This is a genomic window from Tsukamurella sp. NPDC003166, from assembly GCF_040611135.1.
Classification (GTDB): Bacteria; Actinomycetota; Actinomycetes; order Mycobacteriales; family Mycobacteriaceae; genus Tsukamurella.
In genome coordinates, this window is sequence record NZ_JBEXNL010000019.1 from 69,142 (window position 1) to 88,388 (window position 19,247).

Annotated in this window: 20 protein-coding genes and 1 pseudogene; 3 read left to right on the forward strand and 18 right to left on the reverse strand. The window is 71.5% G+C overall.

The genetic code is table 11. The features are described 5' to 3' along the window. Positions 1-66 precede the first annotated feature (66 nt). Together ABZX10_RS18830 and ABZX10_RS18835 are read left to right on the forward strand one after the other, a co-directional pair. A complete protein-coding gene (locus ABZX10_RS18830; RefSeq protein WP_355543316.1) occupies positions 67-600 on the forward strand; it encodes an XRE family transcriptional regulator in 534 nt (177 codons plus the stop codon). A gap of 137 nt (positions 601-737) precedes the next feature. After that, the gene (locus ABZX10_RS18835; RefSeq protein ID WP_355543319.1) at positions 738-1,229 is read left to right on the forward strand and encodes a hypothetical protein; all 492 of its coding nucleotides are present in this window, start codon (positions 738-740) and stop codon (positions 1,227-1,229) included. Here ABZX10_RS18835 and ABZX10_RS18840 read toward each other — a convergent pair. The 18 genes from ABZX10_RS18840 to ABZX10_RS18925 form a co-directional block, all read right to left on the reverse strand. Further along, the gene (locus ABZX10_RS18840) at positions 1,226-1,840 is read right to left on the reverse strand and encodes a TetR/AcrR family transcriptional regulator (RefSeq protein WP_355543376.1); all 615 of its coding nucleotides are present in this window, start codon (positions 1,838-1,840) and stop codon (positions 1,226-1,228) included. The genes ABZX10_RS18835 and ABZX10_RS18840 overlap by 4 nt on opposite strands. 26 nt (positions 1,841-1,866) lie before the next feature. Then, entirely contained in the window at positions 1,867-2,196 is a 330-nt protein-coding gene (locus ABZX10_RS18845; RefSeq protein WP_355543322.1) for a hypothetical protein, read from the reverse strand. Positions 2,197-2,211: 15 nt separating this feature from the next. After that, complete coding sequence (nuoN, locus tag ABZX10_RS18850; RefSeq protein ID WP_355543325.1) at positions 2,212-3,693, reverse strand: NADH-quinone oxidoreductase subunit NuoN; 1,482 nt, start codon at positions 3,691-3,693, stop codon at positions 2,212-2,214. After that, the gene (locus ABZX10_RS18855) at positions 3,690-5,168 is read right to left on the reverse strand and encodes an NADH-quinone oxidoreductase subunit M (RefSeq protein WP_355543328.1); all 1,479 of its coding nucleotides are present in this window, start codon (positions 5,166-5,168) and stop codon (positions 3,690-3,692) included. Before ABZX10_RS18855 ends, nuoN begins: the two co-directional genes overlap by 4 nt. After that, positions 5,165-7,042, reverse strand: coding sequence for an NADH-quinone oxidoreductase subunit L (nuoL, locus tag ABZX10_RS18860; RefSeq protein ID WP_355543331.1), 1,878 nt, complete (start codon positions 7,040-7,042; stop codon positions 5,165-5,167). Before nuoL ends, ABZX10_RS18855 begins: the two co-directional genes overlap by 4 nt. Positions 7,043-7,045: 3 nt before the next feature. Further along, complete coding sequence (nuoK, locus tag ABZX10_RS18865) at positions 7,046-7,345, reverse strand: NADH-quinone oxidoreductase subunit NuoK (RefSeq protein ID WP_068574940.1); 300 nt, start codon at positions 7,343-7,345, stop codon at positions 7,046-7,048. Next, positions 7,342-8,142, reverse strand: coding sequence for an NADH-quinone oxidoreductase subunit J (locus tag ABZX10_RS18870; RefSeq protein ID WP_355543335.1), 801 nt, complete (start codon positions 8,140-8,142; stop codon positions 7,342-7,344). The genes nuoK and ABZX10_RS18870 overlap by 4 nt, the downstream gene beginning before the upstream one ends. Further along, a complete protein-coding gene (gene nuoI, locus ABZX10_RS18875) occupies positions 8,139-8,642 on the reverse strand; it encodes an NADH-quinone oxidoreductase subunit NuoI (protein WP_355543338.1) in 504 nt (167 codons plus the stop codon). Before nuoI ends, ABZX10_RS18870 begins: the two co-directional genes overlap by 4 nt. Continuing rightward, positions 8,635-9,951 carry an NADH-quinone oxidoreductase subunit NuoH gene (nuoH, locus tag ABZX10_RS18880; RefSeq protein ID WP_355543341.1) on the reverse strand — a complete coding sequence of 439 codons (1,317 nt, stop codon included), beginning with the start codon at positions 9,949-9,951 and terminating at the stop codon, positions 8,635-8,637. The genes nuoI and nuoH overlap by 8 nt, the downstream gene beginning before the upstream one ends. Then, positions 9,948-12,284 carry an NADH-quinone oxidoreductase subunit G gene (locus ABZX10_RS18885; RefSeq protein WP_355543344.1) on the reverse strand — a complete coding sequence of 779 codons (2,337 nt, stop codon included), beginning with the start codon at positions 12,282-12,284 and terminating at the stop codon, positions 9,948-9,950. Before ABZX10_RS18885 ends, nuoH begins: the two co-directional genes overlap by 4 nt. After that, on the reverse strand, positions 12,281-13,621 hold the full coding sequence (gene nuoF / locus ABZX10_RS18890; RefSeq protein ID WP_355543347.1) for an NADH-quinone oxidoreductase subunit NuoF: 1,341 nt from the start codon (positions 13,619-13,621) through the stop codon (positions 12,281-12,283). Before nuoF ends, ABZX10_RS18885 begins: the two co-directional genes overlap by 4 nt. Beyond that, positions 13,618-14,352, reverse strand: a complete 735-nt coding sequence (gene nuoE / locus ABZX10_RS18895) for an NADH-quinone oxidoreductase subunit NuoE (RefSeq protein WP_355543350.1) — start codon at positions 14,350-14,352, stop codon at positions 13,618-13,620. The genes nuoF and nuoE overlap by 4 nt, the downstream gene beginning before the upstream one ends. Beyond that, entirely contained in the window at positions 14,349-15,608 is a 1,260-nt protein-coding gene (locus tag ABZX10_RS18900) for an NADH-quinone oxidoreductase subunit D (protein ID WP_355543379.1), read from the reverse strand. The genes nuoE and ABZX10_RS18900 overlap by 4 nt, the downstream gene beginning before the upstream one ends. A gap of 26 nt (positions 15,609-15,634) precedes the next feature. Further along, positions 15,635-16,357, reverse strand: coding sequence for an NADH-quinone oxidoreductase subunit C (locus ABZX10_RS18905; protein WP_355543353.1), 723 nt, complete (start codon positions 16,355-16,357; stop codon positions 15,635-15,637). Next, positions 16,354-16,908 (reverse strand): NADH-quinone oxidoreductase subunit B family protein, encoded by a 555-nt coding sequence (locus ABZX10_RS18910; protein ID WP_355543356.1) that lies wholly within the window; start codon positions 16,906-16,908, stop codon positions 16,354-16,356. The genes ABZX10_RS18905 and ABZX10_RS18910 overlap by 4 nt, the downstream gene beginning before the upstream one ends. 55 nt (positions 16,909-16,963) lie before the next feature. After that, positions 16,964-17,326 (reverse strand): NADH-quinone oxidoreductase subunit A, encoded by a 363-nt coding sequence (locus ABZX10_RS18915; protein ID WP_355543359.1) that lies wholly within the window; start codon positions 17,324-17,326, stop codon positions 16,964-16,966. A gap of 138 nt (positions 17,327-17,464) precedes the next feature. Continuing rightward, positions 17,465-17,860 (reverse strand): response regulator, encoded by a 396-nt coding sequence (locus tag ABZX10_RS18920; RefSeq protein WP_168544449.1) that lies wholly within the window; start codon positions 17,858-17,860, stop codon positions 17,465-17,467. 28 nt (positions 17,861-17,888) lie between these two features. Continuing rightward, positions 17,889-18,923, reverse strand: coding sequence for a 2-oxoglutarate and iron-dependent oxygenase domain-containing protein (locus ABZX10_RS18925; protein WP_355543364.1), 1,035 nt, complete (start codon positions 18,921-18,923; stop codon positions 17,889-17,891). A 150-nt stretch (positions 18,924-19,073) separates the two neighbouring features. On the opposite strand from ABZX10_RS18925, the pseudogene eno reads away from it, so the two are divergent. Further along, positions 19,074-19,247 (forward strand): annotated as a pseudogene (gene eno, locus ABZX10_RS18930) (phosphopyruvate hydratase); the annotation flags it as partial.

Below are 19,247 nucleotides of genomic sequence, written 5' to 3' on the forward strand. Positions count from 1 at the left end.
GAAGGCGATGCTGTTCGTCAAGTCGAACGATAGGAGTGTGTAGCGAACATGTCGAGTGTTCCGATCATGGCCATCGCGTCCGGAATCCAGCGCGAGCGGGCCGCCGCGGGGTGGAGTATGGCCGAGCTCGCCCGCAGGGCGGGCATCGCCAAATCGACCCTGTCCCAGTTGGAGGCGGGCACGGGGAACCCGAGCGTCGAGACCCTGTGGGCGTTGGCCACGGCACTCGGGATCCCGTTCGCGCGGCTACTCGGAGGTGGGGAGGTCGAGGTGACGGTGGTTCGGGCCGGCGAGGGAGCGACGGTGCCCTCCGACTCCGCCGACTACGCCGCGACCCTGCTCACCGCGGCCCCGCCCGGGGTGCGAAGGGACGTCTACCGGGTGGACGCGGAGCCGGGTTCCCGCCGCGAATCGACCGCGCACCCGCCGGGCACCCTCGAGCATGTCTTCGTCTGCGCGGGCCGGGCGCTGGTGGGGCCCGTGGATCGCTCCGTCACCCTCGACGCGGGTGATTTCATCACCTACGCCGGCGATGCGCCGCACGTCTTCGAGGCACTCGAATCCGGGACCCGCGCCGTCCTGATCAGTGAGCAACGGTAGGAGCGATCACCGGGAAGGCATCCGCGCCCGCCGCGGACGAGCCGGTGCTCCCGAAGGGTGCGGTGCCCGGTTTGTCACTCTTCGGTCGTCCGATCAGGGGATACCGCACCCCGGCCGCGTCGGCCTAGCGTTGCGCCATGACCTACCACGATCCCGGACGACCGGCCGCACCGCGCCCCGGCGGATTCGGTCAGCCCCACCGCGGCCCGCGGCCGCAGGCCGCGCCCTACGGCGGTCATCCGCAGCAGCCCGCGCAACCCTACCCGGGCTACCCGCAGCAGACCTCGCCGGCGCAATTCCACCAGGGGGCGCCGGTGCCGTTCCAGCAGGCTCCCGCCGGCCTTTCGCAGCCGTTTCCGGCGGGTCCCGCGCCCCAGCCCCCGGCGCCGGGCAACACCGGTGGCGCCGCCCGGACCGCAGGTAGGGCCCTCGGCGCGACCGGCCGCGCGGTCGGTGGCTTCTTCGAGGTGCTGGGGATCCTGCTGTACCACCTGATCTGGGGTGGCATCGCCGTCGCCGGTGTGGCGCTCACCGGTACCTTCGGGCCGGTGGCGCTGCTCGCCACCCTGGTCGGCGCCGTCGTGCTGATCCTCTACTGGACGACCGGCTGGCAGATCTGGTTCTTCTAGGCCTCCGGCTCGGCCCGCTGGCTCGGCTCGATGGCGACGGGGTTCTCCTTGAGGCCGATCAGGCCGTACCAGGACAGGTTGACGATGTGGGCAGCCACCGCCTCCTTGGGCGGATCGCGCACCTCCAGCCACCACTGGGCCGTCATCGCGACCATCCCGACCAGGGCCTGCGCGTACAGCGGCGCGAGCTCGGGGTCGAGGTTCTTGCTCTCGAATTCGCTCTCGAGGTGGATCTCGACCTGGCTCACCAGGTCGTTGAGCAGGGTCGAATAGCCGCCGGTGTGCTCGACTGAGCTGTTGCGGGTGAGGATGCGGAATCCGTCGGAGCGCTCCTCGACGTAGGTCAGCAGCGCGAGGGTGATCTGCTCGATCCGCGTCTTGGAGCGGTCCTCGAGCAGCGCCCTGGAGAACACCTCGAGCACCATCTCCATCTCGCGATCGACCACGACGGCGTAGAGGCCCTCCTTGCCGCCGAAGTGCTCGTAGACCACCGGCTTCGACACTCCCGCCTTCGCCGCGACCTCCTCGATCGTGGCGGCCGCGTATCCGCGGTCGGCGAAGACCGAGCGCGCGGTGTCGACGAGCTGACTGCGGCGTTCCGCCGCGGTCATCCGCTTGCGGGGCTTGGCGGTCGAGGTCACGGCGTGTCCGCGCCGGGCGCCCCGGTACCCGTCTCCGGGCCCGACGGTGCCGCACCGTCGGCCTCCGAGCGCGGCGCCTGCGCCGCGACCTGCGCCCGGTAGGCCGCCTCCGCCTTGTCGTGCTGGCGCTTGATGTAGCGGCTGGCGAACAGCAGGCCCACGAAGAAGAGCAGCTCGAAGACGATCGCGACCCCGTACAGCACCTGTTGCGTCGTGTTCTGCGCGTCCGTCAGACGCCAGATCAGCACCGCCAGCACCAGCAGCAGGACTGCACCCATGGCCTTCAGGTTGAGGCCGTTGCTGAACGGAAGCGGCTTGTCACTCATGGGTGACGATTCTACTTACCGGCCCGAGAACACCGTGATGTCGGCGAACAGGTCCAGCAGCGGCTGGGGGAACACGCCCAGCGCGATCACCGCGACGATGCCGACCGCGATCGCGAAACCCGTCATCGGGTCCACCCGGGGTACGTCCGGCGCGAACTCGTGCGGGGGCGCGAAGTACATGGTCATGAGCACCCGGATGTAGAACACGGCGGCCAGGGCGCTCGCCAGCACGCCCACCACCACGAGCCACCCGCCGCCGCGCTGCGCCGCCGCGGTGAACACCGCGAACTTGCCGGCGAATCCGCCGGTCAGCGGGATGCCGGCGAAGGACAGCAGGAACAGCGCCATCGCGCCGGCGAGCCACGGGCGGGTGCGGCCCAGCCCGGCCCACCGGTCCAGATCGCCCACCTCGACGGTGCCGCCGTCCGGCGTGCTCTCCCGGACGGCGCCCGCCACGGCGAACGCGCCGACGGTGCTGAGGCCGTATACCGCCAGATAGAAGCACACCGCGCCGGTGCCGCGGACCGTCCCCGCGTAGACGCCGATGAGGAGGAATCCGGTGTGCGCGACGGCCGAGTACGCCAGGAGGCGCTTGACGTCCGACTGGGTGACGGCGATGACTGAACCCACGATCACGGTGACCACCGCGATCACTCCGATCACCGGGCGCCAGGGCACGTCCCGGAAGGCGACGAGAGTCAGCCGGAGGACGACGCCGAACGCGGCGATCTTGGTCGCCGCCGCCATGAACGCGGTGACCGGCGTGGGGGCGCCCTGGTAGACATCGGGCACCCACGAGTGGAACGGGACCGCGCCCACCTTGAACAGCAGGCCGACGCCGATCAGCGCCGCGCCGAGGGTGCCGAGAACGGCGTCCTGCGGCACCGCGGCGAGCGAGGTCGAACCCGTCGCGGCGAACCGCAGCGCGACGCCGAACAGGAGGATCGCCGAGCTGAACGCGCCCAGGAGGAAGTATTTGAGCGCCGCCTCGAGCGGGAGCAGCCCGCGGCGTGTGGCGAGCGCGCACAGCAGGTACAGCGGTAGCGAGAACACCTCGAGCGCGACGAACAGCGTCAGCAGGTCCTGCGCGGAGACGAAGGCGAGCATGCCGCCGAGGGCGAACAGCGTCAGCGGCACCGCCTCGGTGTGCGTCAGCGAGTCGTAGCGGCCGACCATCAGCGCGAGCGCGGGCAGCGTCGAGATCACCAGCAGCCCTTGCAGGGAGAGGGAGAGCCCGTCGTCGGCGACCGAGCCGGCGAGGACGGCCCGCGGGGGAGCGCCGGCATCGGCGAGCAACGCGACGCCGATCAGGGCGGCGAGCACCGCGCCCCCGCCGAGCACTGCGTGGGCCTTCGCCCGGAGCTCGGCCGGCGCGAAGGCCTCCACGAGCACGCCGAGGATCGCCGCACCGAACACGATCAGGGCGGGCGAGATCTCCGCGTACTCGACGGACGGCGCCGGGAGCGCAGCGAGCGGGCCGAGCGGCTGCGGGTTCATCGCGCGACCTCCGCGACCGTGGGCGAGACGGACGGGTTGATCGCGTCCAGCGCGGGGGCGGGGAACAGGCCCAGCGCGAACAGCGCGACCACGAGCGGGACCAGCACGAGCAACTCGCGCGGCCGGGCATCGTCGACGGTCCGCGTCACGGGCTCGGGCACCGGGCCGGTGAACATGCGCTGGTAGGTCCACAGGACGTACATCGCGGACAGCACGAGCGCGATCACGGACACGATCGCGGCGATCGCCCACCGCGGGTAGGTGCCGACCACCACCAGCAACTCGGAGACGAACGGGCCGAGGCCGGGGAGCGAGAGCGTCGCCAGGCCGGCGATGAGGAACACCGCGCCCAGCTTCGGGGCTCGCGACCACACGCCGCCGAAGTCGGCGATCTCGCGACTGCCGCGCCGCGCGACCAGGATTCCGGCGGTGAGGAACAGCGCGGCGGTCGCCACGCCGTGGTTGACCATGTAGAGCACGGAGCCCGCCTGGGAGTCGCCGGTGCGGGCGAAGACGCCCAGGATGATGAAGCCGAAGTGGCTGATCGAGGTGTAGGCGATGAGCGACATCACATCGCTCTGGCCGATCGCCAGGATCGCGCCGTAGACGATGCCGACCACGGCCAGGGCGGCGATCCACGGCGCGAACCGGGCGGCGGCGTCGGGGAACAGGGTGAGGCAGTAGCGCAGCATCGCGAACGTGCCGACCTTGTCGACGATCGCCATCATCAGCACGGCCGTCGGCGGATTCGTCTGCACCGCGGCGCCGGGCAGCCAGGTGTGCAGCGGCCACAGGGGCGCCTTCACGGCGAAGGCGAAGAGGAAGCCGAGGAACATCAGGTCCTGGCCGATGCCGGGGCCGGGCCGCGCACCGTCGATCAAGGCGCGCAGGTCGAAGGTGCCGGACGCGGCGTACAGCGCGACCACCGCGGCCAGCATGATCAGCCCGCCGGCGAGGTTGTAGAGGAGGAACTTCACCGCCGCGTGCGCCCGGACCGTCGGATCGCTTCCCGTGCCGCCGAACCCGGCGAGCAGGAAGTACAGCGGGATCAGCATGGCCTCGAAGAGCAGGTAGAACAGCAGCACGTCGGTGGTGACGAAGCTGACCAGCACCATCGCCTCGACGGCCATCGTGAGGGCGACGGAGGTGCCGGCGCGTTCGCTCTCCGACGCGGTCTCGCGCCAGGCGGCGAGCAGCAGGATCGGAAGCAGGGCGGCGGTGAGCAGCACGAGTACCAGGCCGGTACCGTCGAGCCCGAGGCGGTAGCCCGCGCCGAAGGACGGTATCCAGGAATGCGATTCGACGAACTGGAAGCCGCCCGCCGGGTCGAAGGCGAACGCCAGCCCGATGCCGATCATCAGCGCGACGAGCGCCGCCGCCAGCCCGATCCAGCGCGCGGCGCGGGGCACGGCCGCGGCGGCGACGGCACCGACCGCGGGCGCCGCCCAGAGCAGCGTCAGCCACGGCGCGCTCATGAGAGCCACACCGCCGCGGCGCCGATGAGCACCGCCGTTCCGGCCAGCATCGCCAACGCGTAGCTGCGGGCGTACCCGGTCTGCGAGCGGCGCAGCACCAGTGAGCCCAGATGCACCCCCGCGGGGATCGCGTCCACCGCACCGTCGATGCCCTTGTGCTCCACCGTCACCAGTGCCGCGGTCGCCGCCTGCCCGGGGCGCATGAACAGTGTCTCGTTGACCGCGTCACCGTACAGGTCCTGCCGCGCGGCGCGGGTCACGGCGCTCACGTCCGACGGTGCCTGCACCGGCACGGTGCGCGTCGCCCGGACCGCGACGGCCACACCGATCGCGACGGCGCCGAGGACGAGTGCGGTGACCGCCCACGCGGGGATCGCGCGATGGGTCTCGGGCGCGGAACCGACGGCGGGCGCGAGGAAGTCGGTGATCCGGCTGCCGATCACCAGGAAGGCGCCGGCGCCGATGCTTCCGAGGGCCAGCACGACCATCGGCGCGGTCATCACGCTCGGCGACTCGTGCGGGTGGGTGCCCTCGTGCCAGCGGGGCGATCCGAAGAAGGTCAGCACCATCACCCTCGTCATGTAGAAGCCGGTGATCCCCGCGCCGAGGATCGCGATGCCGCCCAGCACGATTCCCCAGAACCCGCCGCGGCCGAGCGCCGCCTCGATGATCCCGTCCTTGGTGTAGAAGCCGGACAGCGGTGGAACGCCGATGATGGCGAGGTAGCCGAGGCCGAAGGTGACCGCGGTGACCGGCATGAGCCGACCGAGGCCGCCGTACCGGCGCATGTCGGTCTCGTCGTCCATGCCGTGCATGACCGATCCGGCGCCGAGGAACAGCCCCGCCTTGAAGCAGCCGTGCGCCAGCAGATGCGCGATCGCCAGGGCGTATCCGGCGGGTCCGAGTCCCGCGGCCAGCACCATGTAGCCGATCTGGCTCATCGTGGACGCGGCCAGGGCCTTCTTGATGTCGTCCTTCGCGCAGCCGATGATCGCGCCGAACAGCAGCGTGATCGCGCCGACCGCGAGGACGAAGCCCTGCGCCACCGGCGCGGCCTCGAAGACCGGTCCGCAGCGCACGACGAGGTAGACGCCGGCCGTGACCATCGTGGCCGCGTGGATGAGGGCGGACACCGGCGTGGGGCCTTCCATCGCGTCGCCCAGCCAGCTCTGCAGGGGCACCTGCGCCGACTTCGCGCACGCCGCGAGGAGCAGCAGCAGGCCCAGCCAGGTGATCGTTCCCTCGCCCGCCTGGCCGGCCCGGGGCAGGAACTCTCCGAAGGTGGTCGTGCCGAAGGTCATGAGCGCGACGGCGACCGCCAGCGCCAGCCCCATGTCGCCGACGCGGTTGACGATGAACGCCTTCCGCGCCGCGGTGGCCGCCGAGGGCTTGTGCTGCCAGAACCCGATGAGCAGGTACGAGGCCAGGCCCACGCCCTCCCAGCCGAGATACAGCACCACCAGGCCGTCCGCGAGGACGAGGACCAGCATCGCGCCGAGGAAGAGGTTGAGGTAGCCGAAGAACCGGCGCCGGCCGGGGTCGTGCGCCATGTAGCCGATCGAGTACACGTGGATCAGCGTGCCCACGCCCGTGATCAGCAGCGCGAAGCACACCGACAGCTGATCGAGCCGCAGCGCCAGGTCCACCGAGAGGTCGCCGCCGGAGAACCAGTGGTAGAGAACGGTGCTCACCGACCGGTCGGTGGCCTCGCGACCGAGTAGCAGCGCGAAGGCGATCACCGCGACCACGAAGGATGCCGCCGCGATCGCGGTCCCGAACAGGTGCCCCCAGACGTTCGTACGCCTGCCGCCGAGCAGCAGCACGGCCGCTCCGGCGAGGGGGATCAGCGGCAGAGCCGCGAGGAGTCCGGTCATCTCTCACCGCCTCAGCAGGTGCGGCTCGTCGACGGACACGGACCGCCGGACCCGGAAGATCGCGATGATGATCGCCAGCCCCACGACCACCTCGGCGGCGGCCACGACCATGGTGAAGAACGCCAGCACCTGGCCCTGCGGCACGGCGTGGATCCGGCCGGCCGTCACGAGTGCGAGGTTCGCGGCGTTGAGCATGAGCTCGACACACATGAACACGACGATGGCGTTGCGGCGCAGCAGCACCCCGGCCGAGCCGATCGCGAACAGCAGCGCCGCGAGGTACAGGTACAGGTGTGGATTCACGGCGACACCTCGCTCTCGTCCCGGGGCCGGTCGTCGGCCCGCAGCGTCGACGGCGTCTCGTCGTCCAGTGTGTTCGTCCGTCCGGGCAGGGCCCGCCGCTGCTCGGGGGAACGGGGGACGAGCGTGTGGTTGACGGAGTCGGGGGCGGGCGAACCGTCGGGCAGCAGGGCCGGGAGGTCGACGGCGTTGCCGAGCGCGTACACCCCGGGATTCGGCAGCGGGGTGGCGCGACGGCCCTCGCGGAATCGGCGGATCGACTGCTCGCGTTGGGAGAGCGCGGTGGACAGCTTCTCGCGGTGGGCGAGGATCATCGCCCCGAGCGTCGCGGTGATGAGCAGTGCGGCGGTGAGCTCGAACGCCCAGAGATAGCGCACGAAGACGGTGTCGGCGAGGGCCTCGACGGAGTTCGGCGGGTACGGCACCCGCGCGCGCCCGGGATCCGGGGCGGGCAGCACCGCCCGGGCGACGAGGCTGACGAGCAGGATGCCGAAGCCGAGCCCGGCGACCGCGGCGGCCACGCGGTGCCCGCGCAGGGTCTCCACGAGCGAGTCCGAGGAGTCGACGCCCACGAGCATCACCACGAACAGGAACAGCATCATCACCGCGCCGGTGTAGACCACGATCTGCACGACACCGAGGAACAGCGCGCCCTGCGCGATGTACGCGACGGCGAGCAGGATCATGGTGGCGGCCAGGCACAGTGCCGAGTACACGGCCTTGGACGCGAGGACGACGCCCAGCGCGAACAGCACCGCCGGCACGGCCACGATCCAGAAGGCCCACTCCTCCCCGGTCACTCGTCCACCTCACCCCGGTAGTAGTCGGCGGCGGTGAGGCCCTCGCGCATCGCGTGCGGGGGCGGCTGCTCGCCCTCGTGCAGCGGGGCGAGCAGGTCGTCCTTGTCGTAGATCAGCGCGCCGCGGTCGCGGTCGGCCATCTCGTAGTCGTCGGTCATGGTGAGCGCGCGGGTGGGGCAGGCCTCCACGCACAGGCCGCAGCCGATGCACCGCAGGTAGTTGATCTGATAGGTACGGCCGTACCGTTCACCGGGGGAGTACCGCTCCTCCTCGGTGTTGTCGGCGCCCTCCACGTAGATCGCGTCGGCGGGGCAGCTCCACGCGCACAGCTCGCAGCCGATGCACTTCTCCAGTCCGTCGGCGTACCGGTTGAGCTGGTGCCGGCCGTGGTACCGGCCGGCTACGGGCGCCTTCTGTTCCGGGTAGTTCTCGGTGACCGGCTTGCTGAACATCGCGCGCAGAGTCACGCCGAACCCGGCGAGTCCGAGGGGATCAGCCATGGGACGCCTCCTTCGCGTCGGCCTCGCTCGGCAGGGCTCGTCGGGCGGGTACGGGCAGGTACTGGCCGGGCATGGGCGGCACCGGGAAGCCGCCGGCCATCGGGTCGAAGGGCACGGAGATCACGGCCCGGTCGATGCCGGGATCGGGTTCCTTCTGACGACGGTGCCGCAGCACGAGAATCGCGAGCACGGCGAGGGTGAAGACCAGCGACACGGCGGGGGCGAGCACCGTCGCGTCGTGGCCCGCCAGCGCCCAGGCCTGGACCGCCCCGGCGACGAGCACCCACACCAGCGCGGTGGGGATGAGCAGCTGCCAGCCGAACCGCATGAACTGGTCGTAGCGCAGGCGCGGGAGCGTGGTGCGCAGCCAGATGAAGCCGAACAGGAAGCACCACACCTTGCCCACGAACCAGATCACGGGCCACCAGCCGGAGTTCGCGCCCTCCCACACGTTCAGCGGCCACGGCGCGTGCCAGCCGCCGAGGAACAGCGTGGTGGCGAGCGCCGAGACGGTGGTCATGTTCACGTATTCGGCGAGCATGAACATGGCGAACTTCAGCGAGCTGTACTCGGTGTGGAAGCCGCCGACGAGCTCGCCCTCGGCCTCGGGGAGGTCGAAGGGCGCGCGGTTGGTCTCGCCGACCATCGACACCACGTAGACGGCGAACGAGGGCAGCAGCAGGAACACGTACCAGGTGCCGCTCTGCGCGGCGACGATGCCGGACGTGGCCATCGTGCCCGCGTACAGGAACACCGCGGCGAAGCTCAGGCCCATCGCCACCTCGTAGCTGATGACCTGGGCCGTCGAGCGCAGGCCGCCGAGCAGCGGGTAGGTCGAACCGGACGACCAGCCGGCCAGCACGATGCCGTACACACCGATGCTGGTGATCGCGAGGATGTAGAGCACCGCCACCGGAAGGTCGGTGAGCTGCAACGGTGTTCGCGTGCCGAACACCGACACCGCGGGGCCGAAGGGGATCACCGCGAAGGCCATGAACGCGGGGATGGTCGCGATGATCGGTGCCAGCAGGTACACCGGCTTGTCCACCCCGGCGGGGGTGATGCCCTCCTTGAGCGCGAGCTTGATGCCGTCGGCCAGGGATTGCAGGATGCCGAACGGACCCACCCGGTTCGGCCCGTAGCGGTGCTGCATCCGCGCCATCACCTTGCGCTCGATGAGGATCGCGGCGAGCACCGTCAGGACCAGGAACGCGAACACCGCTACGGCCTTCGCCAGGACCAGCCACCAGGGGTCGCGACCGAAGGCGGACAGGTCGACGGGGGTGTGCGGCCCCAGGGCGGGCATCATCGCGCCACCCCGATCCCGACCACGGCGCCCCACCCGACGCCCAGGGTCTCGGCGACCCTGCTGCCGGGCGAGTTCCGGGGCACCCAGACCACGCCGTCGGGCATCTCGGTCACCGCGAGCGGCAGTGTGATGCGGCCGCGGTCCGTCGAGATCGACACGGCGCTGCCGTCCGCGGCGAGGATTCCGGCTGCGGTGGCCGCGGACATCCGCGCCACGGCCGGGCGCGCCGTCGCCGCGAGGTCCGGCTCACCGTCCTGCCCGCGCCCCAGGTCGAGCAGTTGCCGCCAGGACGCCAGCAGCGCCTCTCCCGGCCCGGGAACGCCGACGGTGGCGGCCTTGGCGGGCACGGGACGCCGGGGCGGACGGACGGTGCCCAGCGTGCGGAGGGCGGCGGCGGCACCGTCGACGTCCGTGAATCCGAGGTCGGCGCGCAGCGACCGCGCGAGGACCGCGAGGACGCGGGCGTCGGGGAGCGCGCCCGGGGCGGGGAGCGCGGCGTCGAAGGAGCGCCCCCGACCCTCCCAGTTCAGGAAGGTGCCCGCGCGCTGCGTCACCGTCGCCACGGGGAGCACCACGTCGGCGCGGGCGGTGACCTCGGACTCGCGCTGCTCGAGGCTCACGACGAACGCGGCGTCGAGGGCGCGCCGCGCCGCGTCGGGATCCGGGAGGTCGGCGAGGTCGACGGCGCCGCACACCAGGGCGGGCAGGTCGCCGGCGGCCGCGGCCGTGAGGATGCCGGCGGTGTCGCGGCCCGGCCCCTCGGGTAGCGGACCGCCCCAGAAGGTCTCGAGCTCGGTGCGGTGCGCCTGGTTGGCGGTGACCCGCCCTCCGGGGAGCATTCCGGCGAGGGCGCCCGCCACCACCGCGCCGGGCTCGCCGGCGCGGCGGGGGATCCACGCGAGGCGCGCGCCGGAGGCCTCCGCCAGTGCGGCGGCGGCGGCGAGCGCGCCGGGCGCCTCCGCGAGCCGCTCGCCCACGAGGATCACTGCGCCGTCGACGCCGAGGCGCTCCGCCAGCGTCGGATCGGCGAGCGCGGTGGGCTCCCCGCCGGGTGCGCAGCGGATCAGTTCACCGCCCAGGCGGGACAGGCCGCGGGAGGCGAAGGGCGCGACCGACAGCACCCGGGTGCCACCGGCCCGCACCGACTTCCGCAGCCGCAGGTGCACGATGGGCGATTCCTCTTCGGGCTCGAAGCCCGCGAGCAGCACCACCGGCGCGCCGTCGAGGTCGGCGTAGGTGACCCCGCCCGCTGTGCCCGAGGAGAGGAAGGCCGCCTCCTCCGCAGTGTGCGGCCGGATCCGGAAGTCGATGTCGTTCGTGTGCAGCGCGATCCGCGCGAAGGCTGAGTACGCGTACAGGTCCTCGACGGTGCCGCGGCCTCCGGCCAGGACGCCTGCGGCGCGGCCGGCCAGGCCCTTCGCCGCGGCGGCGATCGCCTCGGGCCAGGAGGCCGGGGCCAGTGCGCCATCGGCGCCGCGGACCAGCGGCGTGGTCAGCCGGTCCGGCTGCGCGGCGTAGGCGAAGGCCCAGCGGCCCTTGTCGCAGCTCCACTCCTCGTTGACCTCCGGGTCGTCGCCGGCCAGGCGGCGCAGCACCTCGCCGCGCCGGTGATCGGTGCGCAGGCCGCATCCGCTGGCGCAGTGCTCGCAGGCCGACGGCGTGGAGGTCAGGTCGAAGGGCCGGGCGCGGAACCGGTACGTGGTATTGGTGAGCGCGCCCACGGGGCAGATCTGCACCGTGTTGCCGGAGAAGTACGAGTCGAGCGGCTGATCGCCGGCGACGCCCACCTGTTGCAGTGCCCCGCGATCCATCAGCTCGATGAAGTCGTCGCCCGCGATCTCCTCGGAGAATCGGGTGCAGCGCGCGCACAGCACGCACCGCTCGCGGTCGAGCACGATCTCCGCGGACAGCGGGATCGGCTTGGGATAGGTGCGCTTGTCGGCGGCCGGGAAGCGGGACACGGCCCGGCCGGCGGACATCGCCTGGTTCTGCAGCGGGCACTCGCCGCCCTTGTCGCAGACGGGGCAGTCGAGCGGATGGTTCACCAGCAGCAGCTCCATGACGCTGCGCTGCGCGCCGGCCGCCGCGGCGGACGTGGCCTGCGTCCGTACCACCATGCCGTCGGTCACCGTCGTCGTGCAGGACGCGAGCGGCTTGCGCTGACCCTCCACGTCGACCAGGCACTGCCGGCACGCGCCCGCGGGCGCGAGGAGGGGGTGGTCGCAGAACCGGGGGATCGCGATGCCCAGCTGCTCCGCGGCGCGGATCACGAGCGTCCCCGCGGGGACCTCGATCTCGACGCCGTCGATGCTGGCCCGGACCGTCTCGCTCATAGCGCCCCTCCCGGAACGGCCGCCTCGCGCATCGCCGCCGCGGGATCGAATGGGCACCCGCCCTCCGTGACGTGGCGCTCGTACTCCTCGCGGAAGTACTTCAGCGAGGACATGATCGGGCTCGCGGCGCCGTCGCCGAGCGCGCAGAAGGCCTTGCCGAGCACGCCGTCGGCGACCTCTGCCAGGGTGTCCAGGTCCTCCGTGCGGCCTCCGCCCTCCTCGAGCCGGCGCAGCAGCCGCACCAGCCAGTAGGTGCCCTCGCGGCACGGCGTGCACTTCCCGCACGACTCGTGCGCATAGAACTCCAACCAGCGCAGCACCGCCCGTACCACGCACACCGTGTCGTCGAAGACCTGCAGCGCCTTCGTTCCCAACATCGAGCCGACGCCGGCGACGCCCTCGTAGTCCAGGGGCACGTCGAGATGCTCGGCCGTCAGCAGCGGGGTCGACGAGCCGCCGGGCGTCCAGAACTTCAGCTCGTGCCCGGGACGGACTCCGCCCGCCAGCTCGAGCATCTCCCGCAGCGTCACCCCCAGCGCCGCCTCGTACTGGCCGGGCCGGACCACGTGGCCCGACACCGAGTACAGCGTGAACCCGGGCGACTTCTCGCTGCCCATCGTGCGGAACCAGTCCGCACCGTTGGCCAGGATCGCCGGAACACTCGCGATGGATTCGACGTTGTTGACGCACGTCGGCGAGGCGTACAGGCCGGCCACGGCGGGAAAGGGCGGCCGCAGCCGGGGCTGCCCGCGGCGGCCCTCCAGCGAGTCCAGCAGCGCCGTCTCCTCGCCGCAGATGTACGCGCCGGCACCGCCGTGGACGACCAGGTCGAGGGTGAACCCGCTGGCGCCGACGGGCGTTCCGAGGTAGCCGGCGGCATACGCCTCGGCGACCGCCGCGCGCAGGCGGCGCTGCACGCCGAGCACCTCGCCACGCACGTAGATGAACGCCCGGCGCGCGCGAATGGCGTACGACGCGATGATCACGCCCTCCACCAACGTGTGCGGCGTCGCGAACATGAGGGGCATGTCCTTGCACGTCCCGGGTTCCGACTCGTCGGCGTTCACCACCAGGTAGTGCGGCTTGTCGGCGCCGGGCTTGGGCGGTTCACCCTCGCGCAGCTGCGGGATGAAGCTCCACTTCAACCCCGTCGGGAAGCCGGCGCCGCCGCGGCCCCGCAGGCCGGACGCCTTCACCAGCTCGATGACCTCGTCGGGCGACATGGCCAGCGCACGGTCCAGGCCGGTGTACCCGCCCGCCGCGCGGTAGGCGGCGAGGGTCCACGGTTCCGGGTCGCCCCAGTGCGCGGAGAGGACCGGGGTGAGGTGCGCGGTCATGACGGTGCGCCTCCCTCGGCCTCCCGTGCCGCCCGCAGGCCGGCCATCGTCGGGGCGCCACCGGCGCCGGACGCCGAGACCGCGCCGGGCCGGGTGTCGTCGAAACCCGCCAGCAGCCGGGCGGTCTCGCGGAAGGTGCCCAGGGGAGCACCCCGGGTGGGCGACGGTGCCCGGCCCGCCCGGAGCGCGTCGACCAGCTCACGGGCGCTCGCCGTCGTCTGGTCGTCGAAGAACTCCCAGTTGACCATCACGACGGGCGCGTAGTCGCAGGCCGCGTTGCACTCGATCCGCTCGACGGTGATCCTGCCGTCGTCGGTGGTGCCGCCGGGAGAGATGCCCAGATGGTCGCAGAGCGAGGCGAGGATCGCATCACCTCCGAGCACCGCGCACAGTGTCGTGGTGCACACGCCCACGAGGTACTCGCCGGTGGGTCCGCGCCGGTACATCGAGTAGAAGGTGGCCACCGACACCACCTCGGCCGCGGTCAGTCCCAGCGTGCGGGCGCAGAACTCGACGCCCGCCGGGGTGACGTAGCCGTCCTCGGACTGCACGAGGTGCAGCAGCGGTAGTAGGGCCGACCGGGACTCGGGGTACCGCGCGACCAGCTCCGACGCGTCGGCGGCGAGCCGCTCGGCCACGTCGGCCGGGTATTCGGTGGGCGCGCCGGGGCGGTACAGCTGCACCGACTCCTGCGGCCGCGCACCGAATTCGAGGAAGACCGGATCGCTCATCGGTCGACACCTCCCATCACGGGGTCGATGCTGGCGACGGCCGCGATCACGTCGGAGACCATGCCGCCCTCGCACATCGCGGCCACCGCCTGCAGATTCGTGAACGACGGATCGCGGAAGTGCACCCGGTACGGGCGGGTACCACCGTCGCTCACCGCGTGCACCAGCAGCTCCCCGCGCGGCGCCTCCACCGACACCGCGACCTGCCCGGGTGGCACCGCGAAGCCCTCGGTGACCAGCTTGAAGTGGTGGATCAGGGATTCCATGGACTCGCCCATGATCTCCGCGATGTGGGCCCGCGAGTTGCCCAGCCCGTCGGGCCCGACCGACAGGTCCGCCGGCCAGCCGAGCCCGGCATCGTCGATCATCACCGGGCCGGGGACGAGCCTGTCGAGGCACTGCTCGACGATGCGCAACGACTGCGACATCTCCTCGACGCGGATCAGGTAGCGGCCGTAGCAGTCACAGCCGGTGTCGGTGATGACATCGAACTCGTAGTCCTCGTAGCCGCAGTAGGGCTCGCTGCGCCGCAGGTCGTGCGGCAGGCCCGTGGAGCGCAGCACCGGACCGGTGATCCCGAGCGCCATGCACCCCGTCAGGTCGAGATAGCCGATGCCCTTGGTACGCGCGATCCAGATCGGGTTCTCGGTGAGCATCGCCGACATCGCGGCGAGCTGCTTCGGCAGCGACGTGAGCAGGTTCCGGATCTGCGGGACGGCCTCGTCGGGGAGATCGGCCGCCACGCCGCCCGGCCGGATGTAGGCGTGGTTCATCCGCAGCCCTGTGATGGTCTCGAAGACGTCGAGGATCTGCTCGCGGATCTCGAACCCCTTGAGCATGGGCGAGACCGCGCCGAGCTCCATGCCGCCGGTGGCCAGCGCCACGAGATGGCTGGTGATCCGGTTGAGCTCCATCAGCAGCACGCGGATCACGGTGGCGCGCTCCGGGATCTGCTCGGTGACGCCGAGCAGCTTCTCCACGGCGAGGCAGTACGCCGTCTCGTTGAACAGTGGCGCCAGGTAGTCCATGCGCGTGACGAAGGTGGTGCCCTGGGTCCAGGTGCGGAACTCGAGGTTCTTCTCGATGCCGGTGTGCAGGAAGCCGATCCCGCATCGCGCCTCGGTGACCGTCTCGCCGTCGAGCTCGAGGATCAGCCGCAGGACGCCGTGCGTCGAAGGGTGCTGCGGGCCCATGTTGACGACGATCCGCTCCTGGCCGATGGCCTCGGCGGCGATGTCGTCCCAGTCGGAACCCATCGCGGTGAACTCGGCCCGATCGGTGGTCACGAGTACGACCTCCGGGAGTCGGGCGCCGCGACCTCGGCCCCGTGGAACTGCACGCCGATGCCGCCCAGCGGGTAGTCCTTGCGCTGCGGGTGGCCCTCCCAGTCGTCCGGCATCTCGATCCGGGTGAGCGACGGGTGCCCGTCGAAGACGATGCCGAAGAAGTCGAAGGTCTCGCGCTCGTGCCAGTCCGTCGTCGGGTAGACCGCGAACAGCGACGGGATGTGCGGATCGGCGTCGGGGCAGGAGGTTTCGAGGCGCAGCCGCCGGCCGTGCGTGATGGACTGCAGGTGGGTGACCGCGCGCAGTTCGGCGCCCGCGTCGTCCGGGAAGTGCACGCCCGAGGTGCCGAGGCACAGCTCGAACCGCAGGTCCGGCCGGTCGCGCAGGAGCCGCGCCACCGTCACCACGTGCTCCCGCGGCACGCGCAGGGTGACCTCGCCCCGATACACGACGACCGCGCTGAGGGCCTCGGCGGGGTCCGGCGCACCGTCGGCCTCGGCGAGCGCGACGCGCAGGCCCGCGATGACCCCCTCGTAGCCCTCGGGCAGCGGTTCCACGCCCGGCCCGGGCATGGCGACGGGGCGGGTGATCCGCCCGTATCCGGAGGTGTCGCCCGTACCGCCGCTGAACATGCCGGTGCGCGTGCGGACCACGTCCGGACGGACCGTCACGGGTTCGACGGCGCCGCCCGGCTCCTGGGCCTCGGGGGAATCGGTCATCGCAGCAGGCCCTTGAGTTCGATCGTGGGCCGTGCGGCCATCGCCGCTTCCTCCGCGGCCCTCCGGGCGGCCTCGCGGTTCACGCCCATCGGCGTCTCGGCCACCTTCTCGTGCAGGGCCAGGAGCGCGTTCAGCAGCATCTCGGGACGTGGCGGGCAGCCGGGGAGGTAGATGTCCACGGGCACCACGTGATCGACGCCCTGCACCACCGCGTAGTTGTTGAACATGCCGCCCGAACTGGCGCAGACCCCCATGGCCAGCACCCATTTCGGCTCTGCCATCTGGTCGTACACCTGCCGCAGCACGGGCGCCATCTTCTGGCTGACGCGGCCCGCGACGATCATCAGATCCGCCTGCCGCGGCGACGCGCGGAAGGCCTCCATGCCGAATCGGGCGATGTCGAACCGCGGGCCCGTGGTGGCCATCATCTCGATCGCACAGCACGCCAGCCCGAACGTGGCCGGCCACAGCGACCCCTTCCGCGCGTAGCCCGCCACCACCTCCAATGTGGACAGCAGGAAACCGCCCGGAACCTTGTCCTCTATGCCCACGGCGGAACCTCGCTCCCGACGGGTCCCTCAGCGTGGCGCGCCACGGGTGCCTCCCTCAGTCCCACGACAGCCCGCCTCTGCGCCACTCGTACGCGTAGGCCACCGTGACGTTGACCAGGAACAGGCCCATCGCGAGCAGGCCGTAGGTGCCCAGCACGTCGAAGTGCACGGCCCACGGATAGAGGAAGACGATCTCGATGTCGAAGATGATGAACAACATCGCCGTGAGGTAGAACTTCACCGGGAAGCGCCCGCCGCCCGACGCGGGTTCGGGGGACGGGTCGATGCCGCACTCGTAGGCCTCGAGCTTCGCGCGATTGATCCGGCGGGGGCCCACGAACCGGGCGACGCCCACCGAGAACACGGCGAAGGCGGCCGCGATCGCCCCCAGTACGAGGATGGGCACGTACAGGTTCACGGCGATGCTCCTTCCGCGGTGTCAGCGAAATCCCCGTCAGCAGAACCGGTTAGGCTCCCCTGAGTGAAGTTGTGAGCTACATCACAACTATAGGTCCAAGGTCTGATCGGGGTGGGGTTTTGGGGCGAGCGTGTCGACTCAGAGCGTGGCCGTCGCGAGCAGCCGGCCCGCCGCCTCTGCGAGCTCGAACGGGTCGAGGGGGTGGCTCACCCAGTCGTCGGCCTGGGACCAGCGTGCCAACCAGCCGTCCGCGCGTCGCGCGGTGATCACGAGCAGCGGGGGGCACGGATCGATCTCGTCGCGCACCTGACGGGCGAGCCCCATCCCGCCCGCCGGCGACGATTCACCGTCGAGCACGGCGAGGGCGACGCCGCCCTCGTCGAGTCGCGCGATGACGGCTTGCGCGGTGGCCGCCTCGAGCACGGTGATCGGGGGTCTGTCCGGCGCGGGTCTGGTGCCCAGGGCGGCGGTGATCTCCGCGCGGTGCCGCGCGTTGGAGCTGTAGACGAGGACGAGCGGGGCTGCGCCGGTCATGATCCCCACGATAGGGACGCCGATCGGGTTACGAAGCGGATTGCGGGTAGTGGCGCGCAGCGACGTCCGGGTGCGCGCGCAGGCGGCTCTTCCAGGCGTTCTCGCCGTAGGTGTCGAAGATCGGGTTGTCGGGGTCGACGGTGACCCCCGTCCGCAGGTCCGCCGGGAGCGGCAGGTGCGGCATCCGTGCCGTCACGGCGGGGTTGAAGAAGTACGGCACCGAGATCCGGTCGGCGCCCGCGCGGCGGTTCACCACCCGGTGCTCCGTCGCGTGCAGATAGCCGTCCGTGCCGACCTCGAGCATCTCGCCGATGTTGACGATGAACGCCCCCGGCAGCGGTGGCACGTCGACCCACTCGTGGGCACCCGGCGGCAGGACCTGCAGCCCCTCCGAATCGGGGTCGACGAGCAGCAGGGTCAGGACGCCCGAGTCCTTGTGCGCGCCGACGCCCTGGTCGGAGTCCGTCCCCGCCGGATAGCGGACGATCTTGATCAGTGTCGCCGGTTCGACGGCGAAGGCCTCGTCGAAGACGTGCGGGTCGGCGCCCAACGACCGGGCCCAGGCCCGGAGCAGCGTGCGCGAGACGCGCGCGAGGTCGGCGTCCCAGCGCTCCATCACCGGCCGCAGGGCGGGGAGCGCCGCGGGCCACTGGTTCGGGCCGATCAGGTTGAGGTAGTCCGGTCCCGAGGGGTCGGAGGCCGACGGTGCCGCACCCTCCCGGCTCGGCACGTCCGCCGTCGTGGGCCGCACTGGGCTCGTGCTCTCCTGTCCGATGTCGATCTGCTCGCGCCAGTCCACCGCACCGCGCGTGAGCTCTCCGCCCAGTCGCGTGTAGCCGCGGAAGTGGGGCGAGTTCGTCATCGCGATCGCGTCCTTGTCGGCCTGCGGGAGATCGAAGAACTCGCGCGCCAGCGCGAGCACCTCGTCGATCCGCTCCTGCGGGACGCCGTGTCCCGTCAGGTAGAAGAAGCCGACGTCGTGCGCGGCCGCGCGGACGGCACCGTCGAACCGCTCGGGTTCCGTGTCGAGCAGAGACAGGTCGAGGACGGGGACGGTGCTCATGGCCGCAGGGTAGCGCCGGACGCGCGCGGTATGAACGGATTCGATCGGTGTGATCGCACAATCGTGCGCGCCGGGCTTCGTGCCGCGACCGCCGGGCACTAGGCTGGCCGTTGAGTTGCCCCGAGCTCGGCCAGTGCATAAGGAGAGACCGTGTCCGAAATCATTCAGGTAGGTGCCCGCGAGATCCTCGATTCCCGTGGCAATCCCACGGTGGAGGTGGAGATCGTTCTGGCCGACGGTAGCTTCGCTCGTGCGGCGGTGCCGTCGGGTGCGTCCACGGGTGAGCATGAGGCTGTGGAGCTGCGTGATGGGGGTGATCGTTAC